General features: G+C 72.5%; 13 protein-coding genes and 2 tRNA genes. 11 read left to right on the forward strand and 4 right to left on the reverse strand.

Going from position 1 to position 13,363, the window contains the following annotated elements; genetic code table 11:
- Positions 1 to 63: 63 nt before the first annotated feature.
- Positions 64 to 954 carry an acyl-CoA thioesterase gene (locus RF640_RS13050; protein WP_368828118.1) on the reverse strand — a complete coding sequence of 297 codons (891 nt, stop codon included), beginning with the start codon at positions 952 to 954 and terminating at the stop codon, positions 64 to 66.
- 64 nt (positions 955 to 1,018) lie between these two features.
- Here RF640_RS13050 and RF640_RS13055 point away from each other — a divergent pair, with 64 nt between their 5' ends.
- Positions 1,019 to 1,504, forward strand: coding sequence for a thioesterase family protein (locus tag RF640_RS13055; RefSeq protein WP_272026258.1), 486 nt, complete (start codon positions 1,019 to 1,021; stop codon positions 1,502 to 1,504).
- A gap of 5 nt (positions 1,505 to 1,509) precedes the next feature.
- Positions 1,510 to 2,178: a hypothetical protein gene (locus tag RF640_RS13060; protein ID WP_272026259.1), complete on the forward strand. Its 669-nt coding sequence runs from the start codon at positions 1,510 to 1,512 to the stop codon at positions 2,176 to 2,178.
- Positions 2,179 to 2,191: 13 nt separating this feature from the next.
- On the opposite strand, the gene RF640_RS13065 is transcribed toward RF640_RS13060, so the two are convergent.
- On the reverse strand, positions 2,192 to 2,611 hold the full coding sequence (locus tag RF640_RS13065; RefSeq protein WP_081615853.1) for a globin: 420 nt from the start codon (positions 2,609 to 2,611) through the stop codon (positions 2,192 to 2,194).
- 122 nt (positions 2,612 to 2,733) lie between these two features.
- Entirely contained in the window at positions 2,734 to 5,301 is a 2,568-nt protein-coding gene (gene pepN / locus RF640_RS13070) for an aminopeptidase N (RefSeq protein ID WP_272026260.1), read from the reverse strand.
- A gap of 246 nt (positions 5,302 to 5,547) precedes the next feature.
- Here pepN and RF640_RS13075 point away from each other — a divergent pair, with 246 nt between their 5' ends.
- Genes RF640_RS13075 through RF640_RS13085 form a run of 3 tightly spaced genes read left to right on the forward strand, consistent with a single transcriptional unit; the run spans position 5,548 to position 7,634 of the window.
- The gene (locus RF640_RS13075; RefSeq protein ID WP_368828121.1) at positions 5,548 to 6,069 is read left to right on the forward strand and encodes a ribose-5-phosphate isomerase; all 522 of its coding nucleotides are present in this window, start codon (positions 5,548 to 5,550) and stop codon (positions 6,067 to 6,069) included.
- Positions 6,070 to 6,960, forward strand: coding sequence for an Fpg/Nei family DNA glycosylase (locus tag RF640_RS13080; protein WP_368828123.1), 891 nt, complete (start codon positions 6,070 to 6,072; stop codon positions 6,958 to 6,960).
- A gap of 32 nt (positions 6,961 to 6,992) precedes the next feature.
- A complete protein-coding gene (locus RF640_RS13085; RefSeq protein WP_144836224.1) occupies positions 6,993 to 7,634 on the forward strand; it encodes a methyltransferase domain-containing protein in 642 nt (213 codons plus the stop codon).
- An 82-nt stretch (positions 7,635 to 7,716) separates the two neighbouring features.
- Here the strand turns inward: RF640_RS13085 and RF640_RS13090 are convergent.
- Positions 7,717 to 7,787, reverse strand: a tRNA-Gly gene (locus tag RF640_RS13090).
- Between the two features lie 225 nt (positions 7,788 to 8,012).
- Between RF640_RS13090 and RF640_RS13095 the strand changes: the two genes are divergently transcribed.
- The 6 genes from RF640_RS13095 (at position 8,013) to RF640_RS13120 (ending at position 13,349) form a co-directional block, all read left to right on the forward strand.
- Positions 8,013 to 8,085 (forward strand) — tRNA-Pro (locus RF640_RS13095).
- Between the two features lie 109 nt (positions 8,086 to 8,194).
- Positions 8,195 to 9,646, forward strand: a complete 1,452-nt coding sequence (gene tig / locus RF640_RS13100; protein ID WP_158279214.1) for a trigger factor — start codon at positions 8,195 to 8,197, stop codon at positions 9,644 to 9,646.
- A 268-nt stretch (positions 9,647 to 9,914) separates the two neighbouring features.
- Entirely contained in the window at positions 9,915 to 10,502 is a 588-nt protein-coding gene (locus RF640_RS13105) for an ATP-dependent Clp protease proteolytic subunit (RefSeq protein ID WP_229587529.1), read from the forward strand.
- Positions 10,503 to 10,563: 61 nt separating this feature from the next.
- The gene (locus RF640_RS13110; RefSeq protein WP_017834585.1) at positions 10,564 to 11,241 is read left to right on the forward strand and encodes an ATP-dependent Clp protease proteolytic subunit; all 678 of its coding nucleotides are present in this window, start codon (positions 10,564 to 10,566) and stop codon (positions 11,239 to 11,241) included.
- A 151-nt stretch (positions 11,242 to 11,392) separates the two neighbouring features.
- Positions 11,393 to 12,688 carry an ATP-dependent Clp protease ATP-binding subunit ClpX gene (clpX, locus tag RF640_RS13115; RefSeq protein WP_017834586.1) on the forward strand — a complete coding sequence of 432 codons (1,296 nt, stop codon included), beginning with the start codon at positions 11,393 to 11,395 and terminating at the stop codon, positions 12,686 to 12,688.
- Between the two features lie 64 nt (positions 12,689 to 12,752).
- Positions 12,753 to 13,349, forward strand: coding sequence for a DsbA family protein (locus RF640_RS13120; protein WP_109267982.1), 597 nt, complete (start codon positions 12,753 to 12,755; stop codon positions 13,347 to 13,349).
- Positions 13,350 to 13,363 lie beyond the last annotated feature (14 nt).

A 13,363-nucleotide genomic window follows, 5' to 3' on the forward strand; every position in this document is an offset into this window, starting at 1 on the left:
CGCCGGGCGGGAAGGAGCAGCTCCTTCCCGCCCGGCGGGCCCCTTCGGCGTGCTCCGGTGCGGTCAGGAGAACTCCGGGAAGCGCATCATGCCCTCCTGGGCGGTCGTGGCGACGAGCCGGCCGTCCCGGGAGAACATCCGGCCCACCCCGAGGCCGCGGGCCGAGGAGGCGTTGGGGGAGGACTGCACGTAGAGCAGCCACTCGTCCGCGCGGGTCTCCCGGTGCCACCACATCGCGTGGTCGAGGGAGGCGATGTTCATGCCGGGCTCGATCCATGTCCTGCCGTGCAGGCGCAGGATGGGCTCGAGCAGCGTGTAGTCGCTCGCGTAGGCGAGTGCGGCGCGGTGGATGTTCGGGTCGTCCGGCAGCGGCTTGAGGGTCTTGATCCACACCGCGTTGAACGGCTCGCCCCGGGAGTCCGGCTTGAAGTAGATCGGCTCCGTGATGTACCGCATGTCGAAGGGCCGCTCGTGCGCGATCGCCTGCGCCTCGGGGGCGTCGACGTGACCCAGCAGCTCCACGGCGCTGGGCAGGGACTCCGGCTCGGGCAGGTTCCGGGGGGACTCGTCCTGGTGGTCCAGGCCCCGGGCCGGGGCCTGGAAGGACGCGATGGCCGAGAGGATGGCGCGCCCGTCCTGGTAGGCGTGCACCCGGCGGGCGGAGAAGGACCGCCCGTCCCGGATCCGCTCCACCCCGAAGGTGATCGGCTGGGAGACGTCCCCGGCGCGCAGGAAGTACGCGTGCATCGAGTGGATGATCCGCTCCGGCTCCACGGTGCGCATGGCGGCGGTCGCGGCCTGCGCCAGGACCTGCCCGCCGTAGACCCGGCCGCGCGCGGGGGAGATGGAGTGGCCCACGTAGATGTCCTCGAGGGTGCGCGCGCCACCCCCGTCCGCGAGGTCGAGCATGTCGAGCAGGGCCTGCGTGGGGTCCGGGATCGGGCTGTAGGTCATGGCCTTCACTCTAGCCAAGCCGCCGGTCGCGCCGGGGCGCGCCCGGGTGTGATGGGATGGGGGCATGTCTTCGCTGCTGATCCCCATCCAGATGCGCTTCGGCGACATCGACAGCTACGGCCACGTCAACAACGTCACCATGCTCCAGTACCTGGAGGACGCCCGGGTCCGGCTCATGGCCCGTCCGCTGCCCGCGGACGCCGCCGCCGGGGTGCCGGAGGGCGCGACGTTCCGCACCCTGCTGGGGGACCTGATGACCGTGATCGGCCGGCAGGAGGTCGAGTACACGCAGCAGCTGCTGTACCGCGACGACCCGGTGTCCGTGCGGGTGTGGGTCTCCTCCGTGGGTGGGTCGAGCTTCGTGCTGGACTACGCGGTCCAGGAGGAGGACGGTTCGCGCGTCTACGCCGTGGCCCAGACGGTCGTCGTCGTGATCGACCGCTCCTCCGGGCGGCCGGTGCGCCTCGACGACACGCAGCGGGGCCTGCTCGAGCAGTGGCAGGACGCCCCGACCCGCTTCGCCCGCCGGCCCGCGCCGGCGGAGGCCTGAGCCCCGTGGGCCGGTCCCTCCCGCTGACGGATCCGCGGGACGTCGCCGACCTGCGGACGTATCTGTCCCGGGCCCGCGGCGTGGACCCGCAGGGCGCGGTGCGCTTCCAGGCGCGCGGGCGAGTCCTCGGCGTCTACGTGTGCGTGCTCGAGCCCCACGGCCTGCTCGACACCACGCCCACGGTCCTCGGCCTGCGCACCGCCGCGCTGGCCGAGGAGCAGGCCCTGGACGTCACCGTCCCGCTCGGCGGGGTGCTCGACCGGATGCCCCGCCAGGACCAGGACGCCACGGACGTGGGCCTGCCCCCCGTGGACGCGAACGTCTCGTGGGCGGGCATCGCCCCGCCCCTGGGCGGGTGGACCCCGGTGGGGTCCGTTGCCGGGGACGCGCTGCGCGAGGCCGCACGGGCCGGGATCGCCGAGGTCGCCCGGGCCGTGCCCACCGACGCGGGCGCCGCCGTCGTCGACACCGTGCGCTCGCAGGTCTGGGGCCGGTCGTCCGGGTGGGCGGAGCCCCTCGCGGGGCGGCTGACCGGGGCGCCGCTGCCGGACGGCGCGGCGTTCGCCGCGTACTCGCTCGGCTTCCTGCGCCCGGGCGCCGAGGTCGCCGTCGCGGAGAACGGCCGCTGGGTGCGCCTGAGCACCCCCGGCGGGCACGTCCTGGCCAAGCGCTGACACTCCCGGGACCTCAGCCGGGACGGTTGATCATGGCGTGGGCGGCGCGGTCGAAGTAGTCCCAGATGATCCCGTCGTGCAGCGGGGAGAGCTCCAGGGTGTCCAGGGCCGCGCGCATGTGCGTCAGCCACGTCTCGCGCGCCCACGTGTCCACGGGGAACGGCATGTGCCGCATCCGCAGCCGCGGGTGCCCGCGCTGCTCCGAGTAGGTGGTCGGCCCGCCCCAGTACTGCTCGAGGAACATCCTCAGCCGCTCCTCGGCGGGGCCGAGGTCGTCCTCCGGGTAGAGCGCCCGGAACCGCTCGTCCTCGGCCACCCGGGCGTAGAACTCGTGCACGAGCTTCACGAACGTCTCGTGCCCGCCCACCTGGTCGTAGAACGACGACGCCGTGCCCGCCTCGGCCTGCTCCCGCTCGTCGCCGACCTGGGGCACGGGGCGGCGCAGCTGGGACAGGGGCGCCCCGACCGCGAAGGAGCGCGCCCCGGGCGGCGCCGCGGCGGCGGGGTCGGTGCGCGGGTCCTGGCCGGCCGGACCGGGGCGCTGCTGCTCGCCGCTCATGCGCGCACCACCTCGTAGGCGGCGTCCACGGCCTGCGCCCGGACCGCGCGGGCCGTCGCGTCGCGCTGCTCGAGCACCAGCCGGCGGAGCCCCTGCAGGTCCTCGGGCAGGTCCGCGAGGAAGGCGTCCGCGGCGTCGACGGTCTCCTGGGCGGGGATGTTCGGGTACATGCCGATCGCGATCTGCTGGGCCAGCTCGTGGGTCCGGGTGCGCCACACGCCGGGGATCGCCGCGAAGTACTCCTCGGCCCAGGGCGCCAGCAGGGAGGTGTCGGCGGCCGTGCGGAAGCCGTCGATCGCCGCGTCCTGGATGGAGTTGGGCAGCGACCCGTCCACCATGATCTGCTGCCACGCCCGGGCCTTGGCCTCGGCCGTGGGGATGGCGGCCCGGGCGCGGGCGGCCGCGATCGCGCCGTTCTCGGTGTTGTCCTGCGCGAGCATCGCGTCCACCTCCGCGTCGCCGGCACGCCCGCCGGCGCACAGCGCGGTGAGCAGGCTCCAGCGCAGGTCGGTGTCCAGCGCCAGGCCCTCCAGGGTGCGCCGCCCGTCGAGGAGCTGCTCGAGGACGTCCAGCTGCTCGTCGGTGCGGGCGTGCCGGGCGAAGGCCCGGAGGAACTGCAGCTGCTGGTCGGAGCCGGGCGCCGCCTCCTCGGTGAGCCGGCGGAGCCGGTCGGCGGCGGCGCGCACGGTGGCCCCGCGCACGGGCTCGGCCACGTAGCCGTCGAGCACGGTGTCCAGCTGGCGCAGCTGCACCTGGATGCCGGTCGAGGACGTCTCGTGGGCGATGTTGCCGAGCACGAGCTCCACGTAGCGGCGGGCGGGCGTCTCGCCGTCGTGCACGCCGTCCCACACGGACGCCTGGACGAGGGCGCGCGGGAGCGTGTCCTCGAAGTTCTTCAGGTGGGTCAGGGCGGTGTCCAGGGAGCACTCGTCGAGGCGGATCTTCGCGTAGGCGAGGTCGTCGTCGTTGAGCAGCACGAGGTCCGGCAGCTCCCGGCCCACCAGCTGCGGCACCTCCGTGGACGGGCCGTCGACGTCGAGCTCGACCCGGTGCGTGCGCACGAGCTTGCCCTGCTCCCCGTCGTGGTCGTAGAAGCCCACGGCCAGGCGGTGCGGGCGCAGCGTGGGGTGCTCGTCGGGGGCGGTCTGCCGGATCCGGAAGGAGCGGATGATCCCGTCCTGGTCGGTCTCGAGCTCCGGGGTCAGCGTGTTCACCCCGGCGGTCTCGAGCCACTTCGCGGCCCACTCGTCGAGGTCCCGGCCGCTGGCCTCCTCGAGCCGGACCATGAGGTCGCGCAGCTCGGTGTTGCCCCACGCGTGCTCCCGGAAGTACCGGTTGAGCCCGACCATGAACTGCTCCTGGCCCACCCAGGCCACCAGCTGCTTGAGCACCGAGGCGCCCTTGGCGTAGGTGATGCCGTCGAAGTTCACCAGCACGTCCTCCAGGTCCCGGATCTCGGCCTTGATGGGGTGGGTGGTGGGCAGCTGGTCCTGTTCGTAGCCCCAGGACTTCTCCCCGGCGGCGAACGTGGTCCACGCCTCCGTGTACCGGGTGTTCTCCGCCGCGGCGAGGGTGGACATGAACTCGGCGAAGGACTCGTTGAGCCACAGGTCGTTCCACCAGCGCATGGTCACGAAGTCCCCGAACCACATGTGGGCCAGCTCGTGCAGGACCGTGATGGCCCGCCGCTCCACCCGGGCCTGCGTGGGCCGGGAGCGGAAGACGTAGAGCTCCACGAAGGTCACCGCGCCGGCGTTCTCCATGGCCCCGGCGTTGAACTGCGGGACGAACAGCTGGTCGTACTTCTCGAACGGGTAGGGCACCCCGAACTGCGCCTCGAAGAACTCGAAGCCGCGCTTGGTGATGCCGAACATCTCCTCCGCCTCGACGTGCTCCACGAGCGAGCGGCGGGCGTACAGGCCCAGGGGGATCGTGCGGCCGTCGGCGCTGGTGAGCTCGTCGTGCACGGACGCGTACGGGCCGGCGATCAGCGCCGTGACGTAGCAGGGGACCACCGGGGTGGGGGTGAAGGACCACGTGGCGGCGCCCTCGCCGGCGGCGACGGGCTCCGGGGTGGGCTGGGTCGAGACGACCGTCCAGTGCGCGGGGGCCGTGACCGTGAACGCGAAGCGCGCCTTGAGGTCCGGCTGCTCGAACACGGCGAACACGCGCCGGGTGTCCGCCACCTCGAACTGGGTGTAGAGGTAGACCTCGTCGTCGACCGGGTCCACGAACCGGTGCAGGCCCTCGCCGGTGTTCATGTACCGGCAGTCCGACTCGACCGTGAGCACGTTGTCCGCGGCGAGCCCGGGCAGCTGGATCCGCACGCCGTCCGAGACCTCGGCGGGATCGAGCTCGGTGCCGTTGAGCACCACGGAGTGCACCGCGTCGGTGATCGCGTCGATGAACGTCGAGGCGCCCGGGGTCGCCCGGAAGCGCACGGTGGTCGTGGAGCGGAAGACGCGCTCGCCGCGGGTCAGGTCGAGGACCACCTCGTAGGCGTCCACCGCCACGGTCTCGGCCCGCGCGGCCGCCTCCTGGCGGGTCAGGTTGGTTCCGGGCACTTCAGTGCCGTCCTCTCGTCGGGGTCGGGGTCGGGGTCGGGGTCGGGTCGGGATGGCTCGGGATCGGGGCGTCCGCGACCGGTGGGCCGCAGGGGATCGTCCCATTATGTCAGCCGGGTCCCGGCCGCCCGGGGAGGCCCTGCGGTGTGCGCGGCACGCACTACGCTGGAGGGCGGCCGGTCCGTCCGCGCGGGCCCTGCGCCTCGATCCCGCCCCGTTCCCGCGAACCCCAGGAGCACGCCGCCCATGCGCGTCCACATCGCCACCGACCACGCCGGCCTGGACCTCTCCCGCTACCTGGTCGAGGAGCTCGTCGCCGCCGGCTACGACCTCGTCGACCACGGCCCCGCCGAGTACGACGCCCTCGACGACTACCCCGCGTTCTGCATCAGCGCCGCGCGCGCCGTCCGGGCGGACCGGGAGGCGGGGCTCGACTCCCTCGGGATCGTCCTGGGCGGGTCGGGCAACGGCGAGCAGATCGCCGCCAACAAGGTCGAGGGCATCCGTGCCGCCCTGGCCTGGAACCTGGACACCGCCCGGCTCGCGCGCCAGCACAACGACGCCCAGGTCGTGGCCGTCGGTGGGCGCCAGCACCCGCAGGAGGAGGCGCTGGCGATCGTCCGGGCGTTCCTCGCGGAGCCCTTCTCCGGGGACGAGCGCCACGAGCGCCGGATCGCCCAGATCGGCGAGTACGAGTCCACCGGCACCGTCGCGGGAAAACTCGAGGACCTGCGCCCGCGCGAGTTCCCGGCCGCCCAGGAGGCCTGAGTGCCGGAGGGCCACTCGGTCCACCGCCTCGCCCGCCAGTTCGCCGACTGCTTCTCAGGCCAGGCCCTGGCCGTGAGCTCCCCGCAGGGACGCTTCGCCGCCGGGGCGCACGCCCTGGACGGCGCCGTGCTCGAGGGGGCGCGGGCCCACGGCAAGCAGCTGTTCCTCGACTTCGCGGGGGACCGGGTGCTGCGCTCGCACCTCGGCCTCTACGGCGCGTGGAGCTTCGGCGGCACCGACCGCTTCCGCGGCGCCTCCTCCATCGGGGCCCCGCGCCGGATCGGGGAGCGGGAGGCGCACGACGACGACGCCGCCCCCGCCGGCCCGCTGCTGCCGCCGGCGCCCGTGGGGGCGGTGCGCGTGCGGCTGGTCGGGGACGAGGGCTGGGCCGATCTGCGCGGGCCGACGCTGTGCGTGCTGGAGAGCTCCGCCGAGGCCGAGGCGGCCCGGGCGCGGCTGGGCCCGGACCCGCTCGACCCGCACGCGGACCCCGCGCCGTTCGTGGCCGCCGTGCGGCGCAGCCGCCGCCCGGTGGGCGCGCTGCTCATGGACCAGGCCGTGCTGGCCGGGGTGGGCAACATCTTCCGGGCGGAGTCCCTGTTCCGCCGCGGACTGGACCCGATGACGCCGGGGCGCGCCCTCGACGAGCCGGCGCTGCTGGAGCTGTGGGCGGAGAACGCGGCCCTCATGCGCACGGGCGTGCGGCTGGGCCGGATCCTGACGACCGACGCCGCGGACCGCCCGGGGATCTCGGAGGCGCAGGCGTGGCCCGGGCACGCCCACCTCGTCTACAAGCGCCAGGGCCTGCCGTGCCGCCGGTGCGGGACGCCCGTGGCGGCGGGGGAGCTGGAGGGGCGCACGCTCTACTGGTGCCCCTCCTGCCAGCGCTGACCGCGGCGGGGTCCACGGCGTAGCCTGGAGCCGTGTCCAGTTGCTGCGGCGCGCCCGGCTACCGGCGCGTCTTCGGCCCCCGCTTCGCGCGGCGCCTCGCCCGCCGGTACCGGCGGCGGGGCCTCGACCGCGCCTCCCGGCGGGTCGTGGAGTTCCTCGCCGCCCAGGGCGTCGAGGGGGCCAGCGTGCTGGAGATCGGCGGCGGCGTGGGCGGGATCCAGCTCGAGCTGCTGCGCCGGGGCGCCGCGCGGAGCACGAACCTGGAGCTCGTGGACTCCTACGAGGCCGAGGCCGCGGAGCTGGCCGCCGCCGCCGGGGTGTCCGGCCGCGTGGTGCGCATGCAGCTCGACATCGCGACGGACCCGGAAGCGGTCGCCCCGCACGACGTCGTGGTGCTGCACCGGGTCGTGTGCTGCTACCCCGACCACGAACGGCTCCTGGGCGCCGCCGCGGACCGTGCCACGCGCCTGCTCGTGTTCAGCCACCCGCCCGGGCACCGCCTCCTGCGGGCGCTCGCCGCCCTGGAGAACCTCGGCCTCCGCGCCGCCGGGACGCCCTTCCGCACCTACGTGCACTCCCCGGCGGCCATGCTCGCCGTCCTGCAGGAGCACGGGCTGCGTCCCGTGCACGCGGACCGGGGCGCGGTGTGGCGGGTGGTCGGGCTGCGCCGCTGAGACGCGCCGGGGGCCGGGCCGAGGTGCCGCCGGGGACGACGAACGCCCCGGTCCAGCGGGACCGGGGCGTTCGTGCACGGAGAGGGGATGACGGGAATCGAACCCGCGTAATCAGTTTGGAAGACTGAGGCTCTACCATTGAGCTACATCCCCGCGGAGCGCTCTGTCGAGGCCTTCCCATTAACCGGCCCGGCGCGCGCGGTGTCAAATCCCGGGGCGCGGGCGCACCCGCGGAGCGCGGTCGGCAGGACGCCGGCGGGCCGTGCGGAGCGGGGTCCGGCGGGCCGAGGTGCGGCCCCGTCCGCCCAGCCGGTAGACTCGCCGGTGGTCCGTGCTCGTGCACCGGACCGCAGTCGTTGCAGCCGAGGCTGCAGGTACCGGGGCGTAGCGTAGTGGCTAGCGCGCCTGCTTTGGGAGCAGGAGATCGCAGGTTCGAGTCCTGTCGCCCCGACGTTGGAGCGGCTGCCCGGTCCTGCCGGGCAGCCGCCTTCCCGACTGTCCCGGGCCGGAGAGCGGCACCGGAAGACCCAACCGACCTACCACTCAGGAGTGCAGCGGAAGTGAAGAGCGCCGTCGAGAAACTCAACCCCACCCAGGTCAAGATCGTGGTGGACGTCCCGTTCGCGGAACTGAAGCCGTTCATCGACCAGACCTACACCTCGCTCGCCAACCAGATCCAGGTCCCCGGCTTCCGCCGCGGCAAGGTTCCGGCGCGGCTGATCGAGCAGCGCGTGGGCTTCGACTTCGTCGTCGAGAACGCGCTCAACGAGGGCCTGAACACCTTCTTCCAGCAGGCGCTGGCGGAGAACGAGATCACCCCGCTGACCCAGCCCCAGGTCGAGGTCCTCGCCAAGCCGGACGAGACGGACCGCGAGGCCGACGTCAAGGTCGAGATCGACGTGGCCGTGCGCCCCGAGATCGAGCTGCCCGACTACAAGGGCCTCGAGGTCGAGGTGGAGGCCCGCGAGGCCTCCGCCGAGGACGAGCAGAAGGCCCTCGACGAGCTGCGCGGGCGCTTCGGCACCCTCAAGACCGTGGACCGTCCCGCCGTCGAGGGCGACTTCGTCACCCTCGACCTGCAGGCCCTGGTCGACGGCGAGGAGGTCGACGCCGCCAACGACCTGTCCTACCAGGTGGGCGCCGGCACGATGCTCGAGGGCATGGACGAGGCCATCACCGGTCTGTCCGCCGACGAGGACGCCACCTTCGAGACCAAGCTCGCCGGCGGCGAGCACAGCGGCGAGGACGCCGTGGTCAAGGTCAAGGTCACCGCCGTCAAGGAGCGCGAGCTGCCCGAGGCCGACGACGAGTTCGCCCAGCTGGCCTCCGAGTTCGACACCATCGAGGAGCTCAAGGAGGACCTGAAGAAGCAGGCCGCCGAGGGCACCGTGGTGGAGCAGGGCGTCGAGGCCCGCGACAAGGTCCTGGAGAAGCTGCTGGCCCTCGTGGAGATCCCCGTGCCGCAGGCCGTGATCGACGAGCAGATCGCCCAGCACTTCGACAACCCGCAGGCCGAGGCGGACCACGACACCGCGGACCACCGGGCCGAGGTGCAGAAGAACGCCGAGGACGCGTTCCGCAACGAGATCGTGCTGGACGCGGTCGCCGAGGCCGAGGAGATCGGCGTCGAGCAGTCCGAGCTGATCGACTACATCATCAACATGTCCCAGCAGTACGGCATGGACCCGAACCAGTTCGCCCAGCTGCTCGACTCCTCGGGCCAGGCCGGTCTGATGGTGGGGGAGGTGCGCCGCCGCAAGGCCCTGGCCAAGGTGCTGGAGTACGCGACGGTCACCGACACCGAGGGCAACACGGTGGACCTCTCCGAGTTCGTGCGCCCGCAGGGCGAGGAGCAGGCGGGGGAGCCCGCCGAGGAGGTCGAGCCCGAGGAGACCACCGCGGCCCCGGCCCCCGGCACCGAGGAGGAGTCCGCCGACTCGCCCGAGTCCGCGGAGTCCGCCGACTCCCCGGAGTCGGCCGACTCGGCGGACTCCCCGGACTCCGCCAAGTGACGTCCTGACGCCGCTCCCGACGACGCCGCCGTCCCGCCCGGGACGGCGGCGTCATCGTCTGCGGGGGGCACGCCCTCCGACCATGCGCCATCAGCGAACAACCCGGACGGGGACCGGCCGGGACCCGGGGCGGGCACTAGTGTTCTGTTCAGAGATCACCGGACCACACGGACGAAAGAGGCACTGTTACATGACCTCCGCTCACGAGTCGCCGTTCGGCTCGACCCACGCAACCTCCACCGGCCCGCGCCTGCAGGGCGGCGGCCCCATGGGCGGCCAGGACGACTACGTCTACAACCGGCTGCTCAAGGAGCGCATCATCTGGCTGGGCTCCGAGGTGCGCGACGACAACGCGAACCTCATCTGCTCGCAGATGCTGCTGCTCTCGGCCGAGGACCCCCAGGCGGACATCTTCCTGTACATCAACTCCCCGGGCGGCTCCGTCACCGCGGGCATGGCGATCTACGACACCATGCAGCTCATCCCGAACGACGTGGTGACCGTGGCCACCGGCCTGGCCGCGTCGATGGGCCAGTTTCTGCTGTCCTCGGGCACCAAGGGCAAGCGCTACTCCACCCCGAACGCCCGGATCCTCATGCACCAGCCCTCCGGCGGCATGGGCGGCACCGCCTCGGACATCCGGGTGCAGGCCGAGCTGATCCTGTCGATGAAGCAGCGCCTCGCGGAGCTCACCGCCGAGCAGACCGGCCAGTCCCTGGAGACGATCCTCCGGGACAACGACCGCGACAACTGGTTCGACGCCCAGCGCGGCCTCGAGTACGGCTTCTTCGACCACATCGCCAGCTCGGCCGGCTCCATGACCGGCGGCGGCGGGACCATGAAGGACCAGGAGTAGGACCTCGGCGGTCCCACCACGTCATCAGGCACGCTCTTCCAGACCTCCGAGGAACTCAACCATGACCTTCACCCACGGACCTTCGTCCACGGCCGGTTCCGCGGCCGCCCTGCCCACCAGCCGCTACGTGCTCCCGGACTTCGAGGAGCGCACCCCCTACGGGTACCGCCGGCAGAACCCCTATACCAAGCTGTTCGAGGACCGGATCATCTTCCTGGGCGTCCAGGTCGACGACGCCTCGGCCGACGACGTCATGGCGCAGCTGCTCGTGCTCGAGGCGCAGGACGCCGACCGGGACATCACGATGTACATCAACTCCCCGGGCGGGTCGTTCACCGCGATGACCGCGATCTACGACACCATGCAGTTCATCCGCCCCGAGGTCCAGACGGTGTGCCTCGGACAGGCCGCGTCCGCGGCGGCCGTCCTGCTCGCGGGCGGCACCCCCGGCAAGCGCCTGGCCCTGCCGAACGCCCGCGTGCTCATCCACCAGCCGGCCATGTCCGGTCAGGGCGGGGGCCAGGCCTCGGACATCGAGATCCAGGCCAACGAGATCATGCGCATGCGCGAGTGGCTGGAGGAGACCCTGGCCCTGCACTCCGGCAAGACCGCCGAGGAGGTCAACCGGGACATCGAGCGCGACAAGATCCTCACCGCGTCCGCCGCCAAGGAGTACGGGATCGTGGACCACGTCCTGGAGTCCCGGAAGATCCACAAGCCCGCGACCGTCACCTCCTGACCCGGGCGACCCGCCGCAGCCCACCCGCAGCGCCCCGGTGCGCCGCGACCCGACCGGTCGCGGCGCACCGGGGCGCCCTGGTGTTGGGGCGGGACCCGGTCCTCGCCTATCCTGGACGAGGATTCCCGTACCCCGACCAGAGGACTGTTTCATGGCGCGCATCGGCGAGACCGCGGATCTGCTCAAGTGCTCCTTCTGCGGCAAGAGCCAGAAGCAGGTCCGCAAGCTCATCGCGGGCCCGCGCGTCTACATCTGCGACGAGTGCATCGAGCTGTGCAACGAGATCATCGAGGAGGAGCTGAGCGAGGTCAAGGACCTCGAGCAGCAGGAGCTCCCCACGCCCCACGAGATCTACCAGCACCTCCACCAGTACGTGATCGGCCAGGAGACCGCCAAGCGGGCGCTGGCCGTGGCCGTGTACAACCACTACAAGCGGGTCCGGGCCGGCGAGAACGGCAAGCCCCTGTCCCTGGCCACGGCGGCCGGTGACGAGGACGTCGAGATCGCCAAGTCCAACATCCTGCTGGTCGGCCCCACCGGCTCCGGCAAGACGTACCTGGCCCAGTCCCTGGCCCGCAAGCTCGACGTGCCCTTCGCGGTGGCGGACGCCACGTCCCTCACGGAGGCCGGCTACGTCGGCGAGGACGTCGAGAACATCCTGCTCAAGCTCATCCAGGCGGCGGACTACGACGTCAAGCGGGCCGAGACGGGGATCATCTACATCGACGAGATCGACAAGATCTCCCGCAAGTCCGAGAACCCCTCGATCACCCGCGACGTCTCCGGCGAGGGCGTGCAGCAGGCGCTGCTGAAGATCCTGGAGGGCACCGTGGCCTCGGTGCCCCCGCAGGGCGGGCGCAAGCACCCGCAGCAGGAGTTCATCCAGATCGACACCACCAACGTGCTGTTCGTCGTGGCCGGCGCCTTCGCCGGGCTCGAGGACATCGTGGACTCCCGGGCGGGCCGGACGAGCATCGGCTTCGGCGCGGAGCTGAAGCAGAGCGGGCCGCGCCACGAGGTGATGGCCGACGTCATGCCGGAGGACCTGCTGAAGTTCGGCCTGATCCCCGAGCTGATCGGCCGTCTGCCCGTGGTGACCACGCTGCGCGAGCTGTCGGTGGCCGACCTCACCCGCATCCTCACGGAGCCGCGCAACGCGCTCGTGAAGCAGTACAAGAAGATGTTCCAGCTGGACGGCGTCGAGCTGACGTTCGACCCCGAGGCGCTGACCGCCGTCGCCGAGCTCGCGATCCAGCGGGGCACGGGCGCCCGCGGGCTGCGCGCCATCCTCGAGGACGTGCTCCAGCCCGTCATGTTCGAGCTCCCCAGCCGGGAGGACATCGCCGCCGTGCTGGTCACCGCCGAGGCCGTGGCCAAGCAGGCCGAGCCGGAGATCATCACCCACGAGATGATCCGCGAGGAGCAGAACCGGAACAAAACAGCCTGAGCCGTGGCTTCTACCCGGTGAAGCGTCCGCCACTCCCGGCGGACGCCCGCACGAGAGGAAGCTGATGACGGACAAGGTGGAGTTCTGGTTCGACCCCCTGTGCCCCTGGGCCTGGATGACCTCGCGGTGGATGGAGGAGGTCGAGCGGTTGCGCGACGTCGAGGTGCACTGGCGGATCATCTCGCTGGGCATCCTCAACGAGGAGAACCCCGGCAGCCACCACCACGGCCACGAGGAGTCGATGTGGCTCGTGCGCGTGGTCGAGGCCGCGGCCCGTGCCCACGGTGACGAGTACAACAAGAGGCTCTACGACGCCATGGGCACGCGGCGCCACCCCGGGGGGATCGAGGACCTGGAGCGGATCATCACCGAGTCCCTCGAGGAGGTCGGCCTGCCCGCGGAGCTCGCCGCGGCCCGGCACGCCACCGAGTTCGACGACGCGCTGCGGGCCTCCACGGAGGCCGCCCAGGCGGTCGCCGGCGAGGACATCGGCACGCCCTGCATCTCCGTCAACGGCGTGGGCTTCTTCGGCCCGGTCTTCACGCCGGCGCCCCGGGGCGAGGACGCCGCCCGGGTCTGGGACGGCTGCCTGGCCCTGGTCTCCCACCACGGGTTCTACGAGCTCAAGCGCGGTCGTGACGAGGGCCCGATCTTCGACTGAGCAGCGACCCGGAC

This window comes from Kocuria sp. CPCC 205231 (genome assembly GCF_040980965.1).
Classification (GTDB): Bacteria; Actinomycetota; Actinomycetes; order Actinomycetales; family Micrococcaceae; genus Kocuria; species Kocuria rosea.

Bases quoted from the DNA above. Each gene is read 5' to 3' on its own strand.
- RF640_RS13050 (WP_368828118.1), bottom strand. From the start codon at position 954: ATGACCTACAGCCCGATCCCGGACCCCACGCAGGCCCTGCTCGACATG.
- RF640_RS13055 (WP_272026258.1), top strand. From the start codon at position 1,019: ATGTCTTCGCTGCTGATCCCCATCCAGATGCGCTTCGGCGACATCGAC.
- RF640_RS13075 (WP_368828121.1), top strand. From the start codon at position 5,548: ATGCGCGTCCACATCGCCACCGACCACGCCGGCCTGGACCTCTCCCGC.
- RF640_RS13105 (WP_229587529.1), top strand. From the start codon at position 9,915: ATGGGCGGCCAGGACGACTACGTCTACAACCGGCTGCTCAAGGAGCGC.
- RF640_RS13110 (WP_017834585.1), top strand. From the start codon at position 10,564: ATGACCTTCACCCACGGACCTTCGTCCACGGCCGGTTCCGCGGCCGCC.
- clpX (WP_017834586.1), top strand. From the start codon at position 11,393: ATGGCGCGCATCGGCGAGACCGCGGATCTGCTCAAGTGCTCCTTCTGC.
- RF640_RS13120 (WP_109267982.1), top strand. From the start codon at position 12,753: ATGACGGACAAGGTGGAGTTCTGGTTCGACCCCCTGTGCCCCTGGGCC.